Consider the following 15,437-nt stretch of genomic DNA (forward strand, 5'->3'; position numbering starts at 1 on the left):
CTGACACAGGGGCACAGAGGCACCGCGAAGCAGCCTTCATGCCTTGCCTCTGTGCCTGCGTGCCTATTTGGTTTGCCTTTGAGCTCCATCTCAAGGCGCCACCTCGCACTGCACCCCCGCTTCCGCCAGCAGGGCTGGAAACGGCGCTGGCGGCACCTGGTCGGTGAACAGCATGTCGACCTCGTCGAGCCTGGCCAGCTTGACCATGGCCGGCCGGTTGAACTTCGAATGATCGGCCGCCAGCCACACCTGCCGCGAGTGCTCGATGATCGCCCGCGCCACCTTGACCTCGCGATAGTCGAAGTCGCGCAAGGTGCCGTCGTCCTCGATGCCGGAAATGCCGATCAGCCCGATGTCCACCTTGAACTGGCTGATGAAGTCCACCGTGGCTTCGCCGACGATGCCCCGGTCGCGGGACCGCACCACGCCACCCGCCACGATGACCTCGCAGGCGGGGTTGTCGCTCAGGATGGCGGCGACATTGAGGTTGTTGGTGATGACGCGCAGGCCCTTGTGGTTCATCAGCTCGCGCGCAACCGCCTCGGCCGTCGTGCCGATGTTGATGATCAGCGAGCAGTCTTGCGGCACGACCGCCGCGATGGCCCGCGCGATGCGCTGCTTGCTGTGCTCGTTGAGCTGCTGGCGCTGCCGGTACGCGATGTTCTCGGTCGTCGAGGTGGGCATGCGCACGCCGCCGTGAAAGCGCGCGAGCAGGCCCGCGGCGGCGAGCTGCTTCACGTCGCGACGCACCGTTTGCAGCGTCACGCCGAACTGTTCGGCCAAGGCCTCCACCGAGACCGCGCCGCGATTGCGCACCTCCTGGATCAGCAGGGCTTGTCGAGGGTTGGGGATCATGCGCGCAAGGCAGGGTTCAAGCTTGGGGGGCCAGCGTAAAGGCGCGCGGAGATGTTCCATAGGGGTGGATTTGCTCTTGCGCAGCGTTCGCTTGTGACTTAAAAAGAAAAACTTCGAACCAATACGAACAAAAGCGAACCTGCCGGCGCGCATTGCTCGGCGACCACACGAAGATCGGAGACAGCTTGAACGACTCCCCGACGGGCGTGACACAACCGGCCGCATCTCCCGCCCACCCGAGTGCAGCGCAAGCGTGCGACGTGCTCATCGTGGGCGGTGGCATCAATGGTGCCGGCATCGCGCGCGACCTGGCCGGGCGCGGCCTGTCGGTGGTGCTTTGCGAGAAGGACGACCTGGCCGCCCATACGTCGTCGGCATCCACCAAGATGATCCACGGCGGCATCCGGTACCTGGAGTACTACGACTTCCTGCTGGTGCGCAAGGCGTTGGCCGAGCGCGAGGTGCTGCTGCGCAGCGCCCCGCACATCATGCGTCCGCTGCGGCTGGTGGTGCCACACGACCCAAGCATGCGCCCGGTGTGGATGATGCGCATCGGCCTGTTCCTCTACGACCACCTCGCGCGACGCGAGTTCCTGCCCGGCTCACGCACCATCCGCCTGCGCGGGCACACATTGGGCGCCCCGTTGAACCCGCGCTATTCCCGTGCCTTCCTGTACTCCGACGGTTGGACCGACGACGCCCGGCTGGTGGTGCTCAACGCACTGGACGCCGCCGAGCGGGGGGCCCAGGTGTTGCCGGGTTGGCGCTGCATCGACGCCCAGCGCGACAGCACCCATTGGCAGGTCACCCTCCAGGGCGCCACGGGCACCGTCCGCCTCGTGCGCGCCCGCGCCCTCGTCAACGCGGCGGGGCCTTGGGCGGCGCAGTTCCTGAAGGAGCACGCTCACGCGCAGGCATCGAAGATCAAGCCCCTGCGGCTGGTCAAGGGCAGCCACATCGTCGTGCCCAAGCTGTTCGACCACGACCACGCCTACGCGCTGCAGGGCGCCGACAAGCGCGTCATCTTCATCATTCCCTACGAGGGCGACTACACGCTCATCGGCACCACCGACGTCGAGCACAAGGGCCCGGCCGGCGACGCGAAGATCGACGACGACGAGACCCGCTACCTCTGCGAACAGGCGAGCCGCTACATGGTCAAGCCGGTGGCGCCGGGCGATGTGGTGTGGAGCTACTCCGGCGTGCGTCCGCTGATCGAGGACGACGCCGAAGATCCCTCGGCCGTGACCCGTGACTACCTGCTCGAGCTGGACACCGACGGCCCGCCCTTGCTGACCGTGTGGGGCGGCAAGATCACAACCTTCCGCAAGCTGGCCGAAGACGCGGCGGACGGGCTTTGCAAAGGCCTGGGCTTGAAGACGGCCGCATGGACCGCAGGCACCTGGCTGCCCGGTGGCGACCTGAGTGCCTGGATCGGCCCGGCCACGCGGCCGGATGTCGACTTCGCCCGTTTCGAACAGAAGCTAGGGGAGCGGCACCCGGCGCTGCCGGTCAAACTGCGCCATCGGCTGGCTCGTTGCTATGGCGCTCGCATCGACCGGGTTCTTGGGGCCGAAGGCCTGGGTGAAGAGATCGCACCGGGCCTGCACGAGGGCGAGCTCGTCTACCTGCACGACCACGAATGGGCACGCACGCCCGACGACGTGCTGTGGCGCCGCACCAAGCTCGGGTTGCACATGAGCGAAGCACAACGCCGGGACGTCGCCCGCTGGTGGGCGACGCGCTGGCCGGGTGAAACGACGACGACAACGACAAGCATTGGAGACAGCGTGAGGACGACGACATGGAGTTGACGCTGGAGCGGGTCGGCAAGGTGGTGGGCCCCGAGACCCATCTCTATCCACTGGACCTGAAGCTCGCGCCGGGCGCAGTCACGGTGCTGCTGGGAGCCACCCAAGCGGGCAAGACGACCCTGATGCGCTTGATGGCGGGGCTGGACAAGCCCACGCACGGCCAGGTCCACGTGGACCGCAGGGACGTGACCGGCATGCCGGTGCGAGAGCGCAACGTCGCCATGGTGTACCAGCAGTTCATCAACTACCCGTCGATGAGCGTGTATGACAACATCGCCTCGCCGCTCAAGCTGCGCCGCGAGAAGAACATCGCCGGCCGCGTGCAGGAACTGGCCGCCAAGTTGCACATCGAGCCCTTTCTCTCGCGCCTGCCCGCAGAGCTTTCGGGCGGCCAGCAACAGCGCGTGGCGCTGGCCCGCGCCCTTGCCAAGGCCGCGCCCTTGATGCTGCTCGACGAGCCCCTGGTGAACCTGGACTACAAGCTGCGCGAGGAACTGCGCGACGAGCTCACGCAGCTCTTCGCCGTGGGCGACTCCACCGTGGTCTACGCCACCACCGAGCCCACCGAAGCCTTGCTGCTCGGCGGCTACACCGCCGTGATGGAGGCCGGCGAAGTGCTCCAGTACGGGCCCACGGCCGAGGTGTTCCACAGGCCGCGGTCGATCCGCGTCGCGCGCGCCTTCAGCGACCCGCCGATGAATCTCATCGCCGGCAACGCCACCCCGTCGGGGGTGAGCCTGCCGGCGGGTGTGCAGGTCACGACTCCCCTGCCCGCCACCCGCAGCGCCGCGCTGACCCTCGGCGTGCGCGCAAGCGCGCTGCACCTGCAAAGCCGCCCGGGCGACGTGGCCCTCCCCGGCACGGTGGAGCTGGCGGAAATCTCGGGCTCCGACACCTTCGTGCACGTGGAGACCCCGGTGGGAGAACTGGTTGCCCAACTGACCGGCGTGCACTTCTTCGATTTGGGCGCCAGCCTCACGCTGTACCTGAGCCCTGGCCAGGTGTACGTGTTCGACGCCAGCGGCGAGCTGCTGGTGGCGCCGAGCAAGGAGCTGACCTGATGGCCCGCATCGAACTCGACCTGGCTCACGCCTACCGCCCCAACCCCCAGCAGGACGAAGACTACGCGCTGCTGCCGCTGAAGATGGTCTTCCGCGATGGCGGCGCGTATGCGCTGCTCGGCCCCTCGGGCTGCGGCAAGACGACGCTGCTCAACATCATCTCCGGCCTCGTCACGCCGTCGCAGGGCACGGTGCAGTTCGACGGCATCAACGTGACGCGGCAGACGCCGCAGCAGCGCAACATCGCCCAGGTGTTCCAGTTCCCCGTCATCTACGACACGATGACGGTGGCCGAGAACCTGGCATTCCCGCTGAAGAACCGCGGCGTGCCACGCGACAGGATCAAGCAGCGCGTGGGCGTCATCGCCGAGATGCTGGAGCTGAGCGGCCAGCTCGACACCCGCGCCGCGGGCCTCGCGGCCGACGCCAAGCAGAAGATCTCGCTTGGCCGCGGCCTGGTGCGCGAGGACGTGAGCGCCGTGCTCTTCGACGAGCCTCTCACCGTCATCGACCCGCACCTCAAGTGGCAGCTGCGCCGCAAGCTCAAGCAGATCCACAAGGAGCTCAAGCTGACGCTGATCTACGTGACCCACGACCAGGTCGAAGCCCTGACCTTTGCAGAGGAAGTGGTGGTGATGACGCGCGGCCGCGCGGTGCAGATCGGCACGGCCGGCCAGCTCTTCGAGCGCCCGCAGCACACCTTCGTCGGGCATTTCATCGGCTCGCCAGGGATGAACTTCCTGCCCGCCGACGTCCTGCCCGGTGCCCCCGCCGGCGCGACGACGCTGGGCGTGCGGCCCGAGTACGTGACGCTGGCAGCACCTGATGCGACCGGCGCATTGCAGGCCGTCGTCACGCAGCGGCAGGACGTGGGCACCTACTGGCTCGTCACCGCCAAGGCCGGCGACAGCGTGATCCGCGCGCGCCTCAGCCCCGACATCACGCCGGCCGCCGTCGGCGAGACCGCGTGGTTCAGCGTGAAGGGCGGCCACACCTGCTATTACAAGGACGAGGAGTTGATGGCATGAAGCCGGTCAATCAGAAGGCATGGCTGCTGATCCTGCCGGTCATCCTGTGCGTGGCGTTCTCCGCCATCCTGCCGCTGATGACGGTCGTGAACTACTCGGTGCAGGACATCATCTCCCCCGAGCGCCGCGTGTTCGTCGGCACCGAGTGGTTCAAGGCGGTGATGCGCGACGAGGACTTGCAGGGCGCACTGCTGCGCCAGGTGGGGTTCTCGCTTTCGGTGCTGCTGGTTGAGATTCCGCTGGGCATCTGCCTCGCGCTCTCGATGCCGGCCCAGGGGTGGAAGTCTTCCGCGGTGCTGGTGCTTGTGGCCATCTCGTTGCTGATCCCGTGGAACGTGGTCGGCACCATCTGGCAGATCTACGGCCGCACCGACATCGGCCTGATGGGCGCCGCGCTCGCCAAGCTCGGCATCGACTACAGCTACACCGGCAATGCGACCGACGCCTGGCTGACGGTGCTCGTGATGGACGTGTGGCACTGGACGCCGCTGGTCGCCCTGCTTTGCTTCGCCGGCCTGCGCGCCATCCCTGACGCCTACTACCAGGCCGCGCGCATCGACGGCGCCAGCAAGCTGTCCGTCTTCCGCTTCATCCAGCTGCCCAAGCTGCGCGGCGTGCTGATGATCGCCGTGCTGCTGCGCTTCATGGACAGCTTCATGATCTACACCGAGCCCTTCGTGCTGACCGGTGGGGGCCCGGGCAACGCGACGACCTTCCTGTCGCAGTACCTGACGCAGAAGGCCGTGGGCCAGTTCGACCTCGGCCCTGCCGCGGCCTTCTCGTTGATCTACTTCCTCATCATCCTGCTGCTGTGCTTCATCCTCTACAACTGGATGCAGCGCGTGGGCACGCAGTCGAAGGAGGTGGCCCATGGATGAGCGCCGCTTCAAGAAGCGCACGATCTTCCTGATCGCCTACCTGCTGTTTGCCATCCTGCCGGTGTACTGGATGGTCAACATGTCGTTCAAGACGAACACGGAGATCCTGTCCAGCTTCAGCCTCTGGCCGCAGCACTTCACCTGGGAACACTACAAGACCATCTTCACCGACGAGAGCTGGTACTCCGGCTACATCAACTCGCTGATCTACGTGGCCATCAACACGGTGATCTCGCTGCTGGTGGCCCTGCCGGCGGCCTACGCGTTCAGCCGCTACAGCTTCCTCGGTGACAAGCACGTTTTCTTCTGGCTTTTGACCAACCGGATGACGCCGCCGGCCGTCTTCCTGCTGCCCTTCTTCCAGCTCTACACCACGCTGGGGATGATGGATACGCACATCGCCGTGGCGCTCGCGCACCTGCTGTTCAACGTGCCGCTGGCGGTCTGGATCCTGGAAGGCTTCATGAGCGGCATCCCGCGCGAGATCGACGAGACGGCCTACATCGACGGCTACTCCTTCCCGCGCTTCTTCCTGACCATCTTCGTCCCGCTCATCAAGGCCGGCGTGGGCGTGGCGGCGTTCTTCTGCTTCATGTTCAGCTGGGTGGAACTGCTGATGGCGCGCACGCTCACGAGCGTGAACGCCAAGCCCATCGTGGCGACGATGACGCGCACGGTCAGTGCCTCCGGCATGGACTGGGGCGTGCTCGCCGCCGCCGGCGTGCTGACCATCGTGCCCGGCGCGATCGTCATCTGGTTCGTGCGGCACTACATCGCCAAGGGTTTCGCGATGGGCCGCGTCTAGCGCCCGGCGATCGACCGAAAGGAGACAAGCATGTTCGAGTGGATGGCCTGGACGCTGCCGGTGGCGGTGTTCTTCTGCAGCATCGTGCTGATGCTGATCGGCATGACGGTCTGGGAGCTGAAGTCGCCCACCACCAGCCGCCGCGGCTGGCTGCCGCTGGAGACGACCCGCGGGGACCGCCTGTTCATCGGCCTGCTGGCGGCGGCCTGGGTCAACCTGGCCTTCGTGGCCTTGAGCGAGAAGATGGTCACGTGGTTCGGCCTCGTGGATGAGCCGTCCATCTGGATCAGCTTCGTGATCTCCATGGCGCTGCTCGCGCTGATCATGCGCAAGGGCTAAGAGGGTGAGAGGACATCCAGCATGCCCGCTTTGACTCCCCAAACCACCCTGCTCGTCGTTGCAAATGCTCGCCGTAGCCCGAGCTACGGCTGTGCTTTGCGCCTAGACCAGGGCGCTTTGGGAAGCCATCTCGGCCACGCCGGATGCCCTCTCACCCTCTGAAGCGACGCAGTTTTTTCAAGAAGGCGGCCGGCCATCTCTTCCCGACCGGCGTGCCAGTGCAAGCAATGGGAAGCCATCTCAGGAGACAGACATGAAATTGCGCTTGAATGCCGTGGCCTTTGCCGCTGCTGCTCTGGCTGTGGGTCAGGGCGCATGGGCCGGCGAGGCCGAAGCCAAGAAGTGGATCGACAGCGAGTTCCAGCCCTCCACGCTGAGCAAGCAGCAGCAGGCTGGTGAGATGAAGTGGTTCATCGACGCTGCCAAGAAGCTGCAGGCCAAAGGCGTGAAGGAGATCTCAGTGGTGTCCGAAACCATCACCACGCACGAGTACGAATCCAAGACGCTCGCGAAGGCCTTCGAGGAGATCACCGGCATCAAGGTCAAGCACGACCTGATCCAGGAGGGCGACGTCGTCGAGAAGCTGCAGACCTCCATGCAGTCGGGCAAGTCAATCTACGACGGCTGGATCTCCGACTCCGACCTGATCGGCACCCACTACCGGTACGGCAAGATCATGAGCCTGACCGACTACATGGCCGGCAAGGGCAAGGAGTGGACGAACCCGGGGCTGGACCTGGCCGACTTCATCGGCACCAGCTTCACCACCGGCCCCGACAAGAAGCTCTACCAGCTGCCCGACCAGCAGTTCGCCAACCTGTACTGGTTCCGCGCCGACCTGTTCGCCAAGCCGGACCTGAAGCAGAAGTTCAAGGCCAAATACGGCTACGAGCTGGGCGTGCCGCTGAACTGGAGCGCCTACGAGGACATCGCCGACTTCTTCTCCAACGACGTGAAGACCATCGACGGCAAGCCCATCTACGGCCACATGGACTACGGCAAGAAGGACCCGTCGCTCGGCTGGCGCTTCACCGATGCGTGGCTGTCGATGGCCGGCACCGCCGACATCGGCATCCCCAACGGCAAGCCGGTCGACGAGTGGGGCATCCGCGCCTCACCCGACGGCTGCACGCCGCTCGGCGCCAGCGTGTCGCGCGGCGGCGCCACCAATTCGCCCGCGGCCGTCTACGCACTCACCAAGTACGTCGACTGGATGAAGAAGTACGCCCCGAAGGAAGCCACCGGCATGACCTTCGGCGAGGCCGGCCCCGTGCCGGCCCAGGGCCAGATCGCCCAGCAGATCTTCTGGTACACCGCCTTCACCGCCGACATGACCAAGCCCGGCCTGCCCGTGGTCAACGCCGACGGCACGCCGAAGTGGCGCATGGCCCCGGGCCCGAACGGCCCGTACTGGAAGCAGGGCATGCAGAACGGCTACCAGGACGTGGGCTCATGGACCTTCTTCGAGGCGCACGACGCCAACAAGACCGCCGCCGCCTGGCTGTACGCGCAGTTCGTGACCGCCAAGACCGTTTCGCTGAAGAAGACCATCGTGGGCCTGACGCCCATTCGCGAGTCCGACATCCGCAGCAGCGCGATGACCGACCTGGCTCCGAAGCTCGGCGGCCTGGTGGAGTTCTATCGCAGCCCGGCCCGCGTCGCATGGACACCGACCGGCACCAACGTGCCCGACTACCCCAAGCTCGCGCAGCTCTGGTGGAAGAACGTCGCCGTCGCCGTGACGGGTGAGAAGACCCCGCAGGCCGCCATGGACAACCTGGCCGAGGAGATGGACCAGGTCATGAGCCGCCTGGAGCGCGCCGGCATGGCCCGCTGCGCGCCCAAGCTCAACAAGAAGGAAGACCCGGGCAAGTGGCTGTCCGACAAGAGCGCACCGTGGAAGAAGCTCGCCAATGAGAAACCCAAGGGCGAAACGATTGCCTACGACACGCTGCTGAATGCGTGGAAGTCGGGGAAGGTTCGCTGAGCAAGCCACTGTCTGTCGCCGACGGCGATGGCGTGTCGGACCCGGCGAAGTGCCGGGTCTTTTTTCTTGTTTATTGCGATTGCGCGCGAGCGCCGCAACTGGCCCAGTTTTGCTGGATCAGTGATGGCGGCGTAGTGGCGCGCACGAGGCGCTGGAAGGCCGCCGGTGCGACTGTTGACGAAGTTGTGGGCCGGCGGCAGGGTGCCGATACGGGCCGTGTTCGGCCGTATGCAGATCGATGCGATCAAGCCCCACCACGTGCGCGGCTACATGGACAAGCGCGGTCAGCAGGCCAAGGCCCGTGCGAACCGCGAGAAGGCCCTTCTGAGCCATCTTTTCAACAAGGCCAGGGGTGGGACTACACCGACGCCACGAACCCCTGCCAGGGCGTGAAGGGCTTCAAGGAATCGGGCCACGACCGACACGGGCGACCTGGCGCACTCGCAGAAGCTGCTTGGGCATCGAAACCGGGAAATGACCGAGCACTACGTCCGCGCGCGAATTGGTGACCGGGTCTCGCCGCGGCGCTAAATCTTCGGCGCTGAGGGCGCGGCCGCGGCGGGCGCCGAACCAGCCTGTTTTTGTTCCGCGGACTTGACTTGCCCAAGCGCCGTCATGCTTGCAAGCCGCGCTCGCTTGTGCGCTCTAGCGACATACCACTCTTGGTCTAGTAGGTGGACCAAATCAAGCAGCTGCTTTGCTTCGCCCGGCTCAATATCGATGATCACACTGATATCTCGCTCAGGGTGTGCGCCGATATTGCCAACGCTCTTAACGGCCATCATCGCTTGATAAACATCAGCGTCGCACTTGGTCTCGATTTCCTTCAGTTCGTTGGCCAACGTGTTTTTGCTGACGCCCCAATAGTCGCGAATCATTCCCTGGAGCGCTCTACGCGCCAACGTGGCGGATGCCTTTGGGCTCAGCTCGCAGATGAGATGAGCTTCGCGATAGTCAGCTTGAACGCCTGCCGGCACGTCTCCTGACAACGGTGCGGTTGTAGTCGGCAAAAACGTAAACCGCCCTATGCCGACACGACGCGAATAGTCCGGAATCACACTCGTTCTACCGGAGGAGTTTTCGCCAGTTTTTCCGTACACCGCGCTGACGGCTAGATGTTGCTGCCGGCATTTCTTGTTCGGGCACCGAACCAACGCAGGAAAAACGACAAAGCCTTCATCGTCCTCCCCAACGCTTGTATCTGCCCATAGATCCACGCTCACGCGATGTCGGTCTGCGTCGTGAAGCGTCGAATGATGGCCACAGATCGAACAGGTCCAGTTGTCGCGGTTGTCAGCCATCGGTCCCCCCTCTTTTTGTAGATGTACCGGCGAATTGTAGAAAAGCCCCGACCAGTTTCCTGTGCGGGGCTTGCGCCGAGTGCTTGTCGCGCCAATGGAGTCTAGTGCTTGCCACGAGAGCGGAATGCTCGGGATCGGTCGGACCGATCCCTCGGCCTCGCGGGGCGCTCGGCCCGTGGCCACAGGCCACGTCCAAGGCAGTCCACCGGACTGCCTTGAGCGAACCACTCGGTGGTTCTCATCCGCCCCAAACCCCCAAACGCAAACGGCACCCCGAAGGGTGCCGTTCTTGTCTGGTGGCCTGGGGCGGAATCGAACCACCGACACGCGGATTTTCAATCCGCTGCTCTACCAACTGAGCTACCAGGCCTTGATCTGCTTCCCGAATGGCTGGCGCCGTTCAGCGAAGTCCGCGACTGTAGCACAGGCTGCGTAGCTTTTGCTACGTCAGCCGCCGCTGCCGCGCTTGTTGCGGCTCAGGTCGACGCCCAGCTGCTTGAGCTTGCGGTAGAGGTGGGTGCGCTCCAGGCCGGTCTTTTCGGCGACGCGGGTCATGGAGCCGTTTTCCTTGGCGAGATGGAACTCGAAGTAGCTCTTCTCGAAGGCGTCACGCGCCTCGCGCAGCGGGCGGTCGAGCTCGAAGCTCTGCTCGGACGCCAAAGCGTTGCCAGGCATGTGGCTGTTGCCCGCAAGGCTGGCGGGCGCCGCCTGCATCGGGCTCATCTCGGGGCGGGCATAGCTGTTGGCCATGCCGACCGCCGCTGGCGCGGGGCGCGGCGGGGCGGTCTTGACCAGCGCCTGCTCGACGGCGCGCAGCAGTTTCTGCAGCGTGATCGGCTTTTCGAGGAAGGCGATGGCGCCGAACTTGGTGGCCTCCACTGCCGTGTCGATGGTGCCGTGGCCGCTCATCATGATGACGGGCATGGTCAGCACGCCGGCGCTGCCCCATTCCTTGAGCAGCGTTACGCCGTCGACGTCGGGCATCCAGATGTCGAGCAGCACGAGATCCGGGCGCATGCGTTCACGCACCGCCCGCGCCTGGGTGGCGTTCTCGGCAAGCTCAATGGTGTGTCCCTCGTCGCTGAGGATTTCGGACAACAGGGCACGGATGCCCAGTTCGTCGTCGACAACAAGAATCGTGGCCATGAATCCTTAGGTCTTGGCAGCCTGTGCACCGGGCTCGGTGGCAGGTGCCAGATTCGAAAATGATAGCGAAACTTGCGCGCCGGTCACGACAGCCTCCTGACTGCCGTCCGGGGGAGAACCCGCATCGGAAGCCGGATGCAGGTTGCGCAAGGAGATACGGGCGCCGTGTTCATCGGCAATTTTCTTCACGACGGCCAGGCCCAGGCCGGTGCCCTTGGCCTTGGTTGTCACATAAGGTTCGAAGGCGCGCTTGAGCACTTTCTCGGCAAAACCGGGGCCGTTGTCGACGATGTGCAGGCGCACCGAACGCGGCGTGCCGCCCTCGGTCACGGACAACGAGGAGCGCACGGCCACATGGCCATCGGGGCGCTCGTGCACGGCGTCCAGGGCGTTCTGCACGAGGTTGTGGATGACCTGGCGCAGCTGGCTGGCATCGCCCTTGATGTGGGGCAGGTTGGCGGCCAGCTCGGCCGTCAAGTGTCCCCGCTCCTGCGGCTCGGCGTAGAGGCTGAGCACCTCGTGGATCAGCTCGTTCAGATCCAGGGGCTTGAGCTGGGCCGACGGCAGACGGGCGTAGTCGCGGAACTCGTTGACGAGCTGCTTCATGGCCTGCACCTGGTTGACGATGGTGGCCACCGAACGCACGAGCATGGCCTGGTCGGTACCTTCGAGCTTGGCTTCGAGCTTGTGCTGCATGCGCTCGGCCGAGAGCTGGATGGGCGTCAGCGGGTTCTTGATCTCGTGGGCGAGGCGGCGCGCGACCTCACTCCAGGCGGCCGAGCGCTGGGCCGACACCACCTCGGAGATGTCGTCGAAGACAACGAGGCGCGCGGCCTGCGGCAGCGGTGCACCGCGCACGAGCAGCGTCAGCGGGTCCTGCTTGGGGTCGAGCTTGAGCTCGAAGGAGTCCTGCCAGAGCTCGCGGTCCATGTCGCGCTCGCCGCTGTCGCGGCCGAGGTGCTGCTCGAAGCGCTGGTCCAGCGACGCGGAGAACTCGGCCAGCGGGGCAAGGTCGGCCAAGGGGCGGCCGATGTAGGCCGACAGCGGCAGGCGCAGGATGCGCGTGGCACCCGGGTTGACGGTCTCGAGGAAGCCGTCGGCGTCGATGACGAGGACGCCGGCGGTCAGGTTGTCGAGGATGGTCTGCAGGTGGGTGCGGGCGGCGTCCAGCTCGGCCACGGTGCGCGACACCTGCGCGCGCGCGTCGGCCAGTTGGCCGGTCATGTCGGCGAAGGAGCGTGTCAGGCCGCCGAGTTCATCGCGCGAGGCGAGCACGGGGCGCGCGGAGAGGTCGCCCTGGGCCACGAGGCGCATGCCGTCGGCCAGCATCAGCAGCGGCCGCGCGAGCTGGTTGCCGAGCGTCACGGCCAGCAGCAGGGCCGCGAAGGTGGCCAGGATGAGCACCAGTGTCAGCGTGCCCAGGTACATGCGGCGCAGGCCGACGCGCTCCAGCGAGCGCTGCTGGTATTCGGCGTTGGCGGTCTGCACCGCCAGGGCATTGGTCAGCATGCTGGCCGGAATGCGCTGGATGACCATCAGGTAGCGCTCGTCCAGCCCCAGGCGCAGCTCGGTATTGCGCATCCGCGCCAGCGTGCGGATCTGGGCGCCGCCTTCCAGGGCTGCGGCCTCGTCCTCCAGCCCTTCGAGCTGGCTGGCCACGCTGCCACGGGCCTTGTCCAGCATGGCTCTGCTGGGGCGGTCGGGCGTGAGCTGGCGGGTATCGCCGCCGCCCTCCAGCAGGATCTGGCCGTTGGCGCCGACGACGGCGACCGTGCGGGCGCCAAGCTTGTCGCGCAGCCGCTCCAGCGCCAGCAACTGCGGCGTGCTGCTTTCGGCGAGCTGGTCGGCGGCGTCACGCGTCTTGGTGCCGAGGTCGCTCACCATGGCGTCCAGCGTGCCGCGGCCGAGGTTCAGGCCAGCCTCCAGCGCGCTAGCCAGGCGCACGTCGAACCAGGTCTCGATGCTGCGGTTCACGAACTGGTAGGAGACGGCGTAGATCATCACGCCGGGCACGATGCCCACCAGCGCGAAGATGCTCGCCAGCTTGAGCAGCAGTCGGCTGCCGAAGCGGCCACTGCGCACACGCAGGACGAGACGCACGGCGGCCGTCAGGATGACCAGGGTCAGCACCGCGGCGACCCCCACATTGACCCAGTAGAGCCAGTTGTAGTGGCGCTCGAAGAAGGCGCGCTCGGACGTGGTGCCGACGATGAGTACGAAGGCCAGCACACCGGCCACGCCCGTCAGGGTCACCAGGGTGATGACCCAGCCCCAACGCGAAACCTTGGTCATTTCAGAGTGAAGTCGGGCGCGAAGTAGCGCTTCTGCTCGATGCTGAGCGCAAAGCCCGATTGCATGCCGATCTGCATGGGGCGCGGCAGCTGGGTGACGTCGAGCTTGTAGCTGAACTCGAGGTAGTAGCTGCCGCCGTCCTCGATGTCCTTGGCCTCGGCAATATGCCAGGCGCTCTGGCCGCGCATCGCGGTCAGCGCTTCGTCCAGCGTCGCGAAGCTTTGGTGCAGGCCGCCGTTGGAGACGCGGTACTGCCGGGTCAGGGACTGCCAGGCCAGGCGCCAAGTGCGCTCGGCGCGGGCGACGCGGGCGTCGCGCCAGTACCAACGGTTGCGCAGCACGGTGGCCTCAACGACGAAATACAGCGGCACCCCCTTGTGCAGCGCATCTTCGGCGGGGTGGCTGAGTTCGAAATGAGTCGTGAAGCTCAGGTCCAGGCCGTCGTCGGCCCGGCGCGCGGACAGCTGGGACAGCTCGATGCCGTCGGCCCGCACCGGCCCGGGGGTCAGGGCGAGCAGCACGGCAAAGAAGGCGGCGATGGCGATCCGGGCGAACAAATCAGGGTTTCGTGATCAGTGCGTAGAAAAAGCCGTCCAGAGGCGACTGCTGTTGCGAACCATTGTCAGCCAGGGGCAGCAGGTGACCTGTGAACCCGGGCACGGCATGGGACTTGGCGTCAGTTTGGCGTTGCAAAAACGCGTCGAGCTGGGCCTGGCCTTCGGCGCGGAAGACAGAGCAGGTGGCGTAGACGAGGCGGCCGCCCGGCGCGAGCAGCGGCCACAGCGCGTCCAGCAGCTCGGCCTGGATGCGGGCCAGGGCGGTGATGTCATCGGGGCGGCGCAGCCAGCGCACGTCGGGGTGGCGGCGCACGATGCCGGAGGCGCTGCAGGGGGCGTCAAGGAGGATGGCGTCGAAAGGCTGGCCATCCCACCAGGTGCCGGTCTGGCGGGCATCGGCGGCCTTCAGCGTCGCCTGCTGCTGCAGGCGGTTGAGGTTGTCCTGCACGCGGATGAGGCGCTGCGCGTCGGCGTCCAGGGCGGTCAGCTGCAGGTCGGGCTGCAGTTCCAGCAGATGGGCCGTCTTGCCGCCCGGTGCGGCGCAGGCGTCCAGCACGCGGGCACCCGGCTTGAGGCCTGCGCCGACGACGAGCGGAGCGGCGAGCTGGGCGGCCGCGTCCTGCACGGACACCAGACCCTCGGCAAAACCGGGCAGGGCCGACACGGGCACGGGCTTGTCCAGCACAACGGCCTGGGGCGTGGGGGCGCCCAGGGCCCTTGCCGCGATGCCGGCGGCCGCCAGGCGCTTCACGTAGTCATCCGCCGTGGCGCGCTGGGCGTGCACCCGCAGCGTCATCGGCGGTGGGCGGTTGTTGGCGGCCAGGAGGGCCTGCCACTGCGCCGGCCAGTCCAGCCGCAGCTTCTCGACCCACCAGGCCGGGTGGTTGAAGGCGCCCAGCGGGCTGCGCTCGGCGGCGGCGACGAGGGCGCCGCGTTCGCGCAGAAAGCGACGCAGTACGGCGTTGATGAAGGCAGCGCTGGCCGGCGCGCGCTGCTTGGCGGCGTGGACGGCCTGGTCGACCAGGGTGTGGTCGGCGTACATGGGCGACGAATCGGGTTCGGGGTCGGGCCAGAGCAGGGCCAGCGCGGTCAGCAGCAACGCGTCGACGCGCGCCGGCGGTGCCTTGGGCGCGAGCTGCTGGCGGGCCGCTTCGGCGCCGCCCAGGCGGCGCAGCGCCGTGAAGGCCAGGGCCTGGGTGCCGGGGCGCAGGTCAGCGGGCACGCGGCCCAGCAACTCGGTCAGGGATTTGCCCTCACGCACGCCCTGGACGGCATCGGCGGCCTGGGACAGCAGCCGATGCAGGGGGGCCGACATCGAGCCGGCTTGGGGGCTTTGGGACATCGCGCCAGTGTAGGAGCGGGCTTTGGCCGGAG

13 protein-coding genes, 1 tRNA gene and 2 pseudogenes are annotated in these 15,437 nt (G+C 66.5%); 8 read left to right on the top strand and 8 right to left on the bottom strand.

Annotated elements, in window-relative coordinates; translation table 11 throughout:
• Positions 1-90: 90 nt before the first annotated feature.
• Positions 91-855, bottom strand: coding sequence for a DeoR/GlpR family DNA-binding transcription regulator (locus tag ASC91_RS28470; RefSeq protein WP_056205613.1), 765 nt, complete (start codon positions 853-855; stop codon positions 91-93).
• A 185-nt stretch (positions 856-1,040) separates the two neighbouring features.
• On the opposite strand from ASC91_RS28470, the gene glpD reads away from it, so the two are divergent.
• From glpD to ASC91_RS30580, 8 genes are all read left to right on the top strand, one after another.
• Positions 1,041-2,669 carry a glycerol-3-phosphate dehydrogenase gene (gene glpD / locus ASC91_RS28475; protein ID WP_200955365.1) on the top strand — a complete coding sequence of 543 codons (1,629 nt, stop codon included), beginning with the start codon at positions 1,041-1,043 and terminating at the stop codon, positions 2,667-2,669.
• On the top strand, positions 2,660-3,730 hold the full coding sequence (locus ASC91_RS28480; protein WP_056205615.1) for an ABC transporter ATP-binding protein: 1,071 nt from the start codon (positions 2,660-2,662) through the stop codon (positions 3,728-3,730). The genes glpD and ASC91_RS28480 overlap by 10 nt, the downstream gene beginning before the upstream one ends.
• Complete coding sequence (locus ASC91_RS28485; RefSeq protein ID WP_056205617.1) at positions 3,730-4,758, top strand: ABC transporter ATP-binding protein; 1,029 nt, start codon at positions 3,730-3,732, stop codon at positions 4,756-4,758. Before ASC91_RS28480 ends, ASC91_RS28485 begins: the two co-directional genes overlap by 1 nt.
• A complete protein-coding gene (locus ASC91_RS28490; protein WP_056205619.1) occupies positions 4,755-5,636 on the top strand; it encodes a carbohydrate ABC transporter permease in 882 nt (293 codons plus the stop codon). Before ASC91_RS28485 ends, ASC91_RS28490 begins: the two co-directional genes overlap by 4 nt.
• The gene (locus tag ASC91_RS28495) at positions 5,629-6,441 is read left to right on the top strand and encodes a carbohydrate ABC transporter permease (RefSeq protein WP_056205621.1); all 813 of its coding nucleotides are present in this window, start codon (positions 5,629-5,631) and stop codon (positions 6,439-6,441) included. The genes ASC91_RS28490 and ASC91_RS28495 overlap by 8 nt, the downstream gene beginning before the upstream one ends.
• Positions 6,442-6,471: 30 nt before the next feature.
• A complete protein-coding gene (locus tag ASC91_RS28500; protein WP_056205623.1) occupies positions 6,472-6,780 on the top strand; it encodes a DUF2160 domain-containing protein in 309 nt (102 codons plus the stop codon).
• 253 nt (positions 6,781-7,033) lie between these two features.
• On the top strand, positions 7,034-8,767 hold the full coding sequence (locus ASC91_RS28505; RefSeq protein WP_056205625.1) for an ABC transporter substrate-binding protein: 1,734 nt from the start codon (positions 7,034-7,036) through the stop codon (positions 8,765-8,767).
• 165 nt (positions 8,768-8,932) lie between these two features.
• On the top strand, positions 8,933-9,160 hold the full coding sequence (locus tag ASC91_RS30580; RefSeq protein WP_235532133.1) for a hypothetical protein: 228 nt from the start codon (positions 8,933-8,935) through the stop codon (positions 9,158-9,160).
• Between the two features lie 134 nt (positions 9,161-9,294).
• Here the strand turns inward: ASC91_RS30580 and ASC91_RS29100 are convergent, their stop codons facing one another.
• From ASC91_RS29100 to rsmB, 7 genes and pseudogenes are all read right to left on the bottom strand, one after another.
• Positions 9,295-10,068: a DUF4145 domain-containing protein gene (locus ASC91_RS29100; protein ID WP_082533090.1), complete on the bottom strand. Its 774-nt coding sequence runs from the start codon at positions 10,066-10,068 to the stop codon at positions 9,295-9,297.
• A 294-nt stretch (positions 10,069-10,362) separates the two neighbouring features.
• Positions 10,363-10,438 (bottom strand) — tRNA-Phe (locus ASC91_RS28515).
• A gap of 77 nt (positions 10,439-10,515) precedes the next feature.
• Positions 10,516-10,701 (bottom strand): annotated as a pseudogene (locus ASC91_RS30990) (helix-turn-helix domain-containing protein); the annotation flags it as partial.
• 144 nt (positions 10,702-10,845) lie between these two features.
• Positions 10,846-11,214, bottom strand: a pseudogene (locus ASC91_RS30995) (response regulator); the annotation flags it as partial.
• Positions 11,215-11,220: 6 nt separating this feature from the next.
• A complete protein-coding gene (locus ASC91_RS28525) occupies positions 11,221-13,506 on the bottom strand; it encodes an ATP-binding protein (protein ID WP_056205631.1) in 2,286 nt (761 codons plus the stop codon).
• Complete coding sequence (locus ASC91_RS28530) at positions 13,503-14,063, bottom strand: DUF4390 domain-containing protein (protein WP_056205634.1); 561 nt, start codon at positions 14,061-14,063, stop codon at positions 13,503-13,505. Before ASC91_RS28530 ends, ASC91_RS28525 begins: the two co-directional genes overlap by 4 nt.
• 1 nt (position 14,064) lies before the next feature.
• Positions 14,065-15,405, bottom strand: coding sequence for a 16S rRNA (cytosine(967)-C(5))-methyltransferase RsmB (rsmB, locus tag ASC91_RS28535; RefSeq protein ID WP_056205636.1), 1,341 nt, complete (start codon positions 15,403-15,405; stop codon positions 14,065-14,067).
• Positions 15,406-15,437: the final 32 nt, after the last annotated feature.

The organism is Pelomonas sp. Root1237 (assembly GCF_001425055.1).
In the GTDB taxonomy this organism is placed as follows: Bacteria; Pseudomonadota; Gammaproteobacteria; order Burkholderiales; family Burkholderiaceae_C; genus Pelomonas.

Excerpts from the sequence above, each read along its gene's own strand:
- rsmB (WP_056205636.1), bottom strand. The coding sequence starts at position 15,405 with ATGTCCCAAAGCCCCCAAGCCGGCTCGATGTCGGCCCCCCTGCATCGG.
- ASC91_RS28525 (WP_056205631.1), bottom strand. The coding sequence starts at position 13,506 with ATGACCAAGGTTTCGCGTTGGGGCTGGGTCATCACCCTGGTGACCCTG.
- ASC91_RS28500 (WP_056205623.1), top strand. The coding sequence starts at position 6,472 with ATGTTCGAGTGGATGGCCTGGACGCTGCCGGTGGCGGTGTTCTTCTGC.
- ASC91_RS29100 (WP_082533090.1), bottom strand. The coding sequence starts at position 10,068 with ATGGCTGACAACCGCGACAACTGGACCTGTTCGATCTGTGGCCATCAT.
- ASC91_RS28485 (WP_056205617.1), top strand. The coding sequence starts at position 3,730 with ATGGCCCGCATCGAACTCGACCTGGCTCACGCCTACCGCCCCAACCCC.
- ASC91_RS28470 (WP_056205613.1), bottom strand. The coding sequence starts at position 855 with ATGATCCCCAACCCTCGACAAGCCCTGCTGATCCAGGAGGTGCGCAAT.
- ASC91_RS28480 (WP_056205615.1), top strand. The coding sequence starts at position 2,660 with ATGGAGTTGACGCTGGAGCGGGTCGGCAAGGTGGTGGGCCCCGAGACC.
- ASC91_RS28505 (WP_056205625.1), top strand. The coding sequence starts at position 7,034 with ATGAAATTGCGCTTGAATGCCGTGGCCTTTGCCGCTGCTGCTCTGGCT.
- ASC91_RS28495 (WP_056205621.1), top strand. The coding sequence starts at position 5,629 with ATGGATGAGCGCCGCTTCAAGAAGCGCACGATCTTCCTGATCGCCTAC.
- ASC91_RS28490 (WP_056205619.1), top strand. The coding sequence starts at position 4,755 with ATGAAGCCGGTCAATCAGAAGGCATGGCTGCTGATCCTGCCGGTCATC.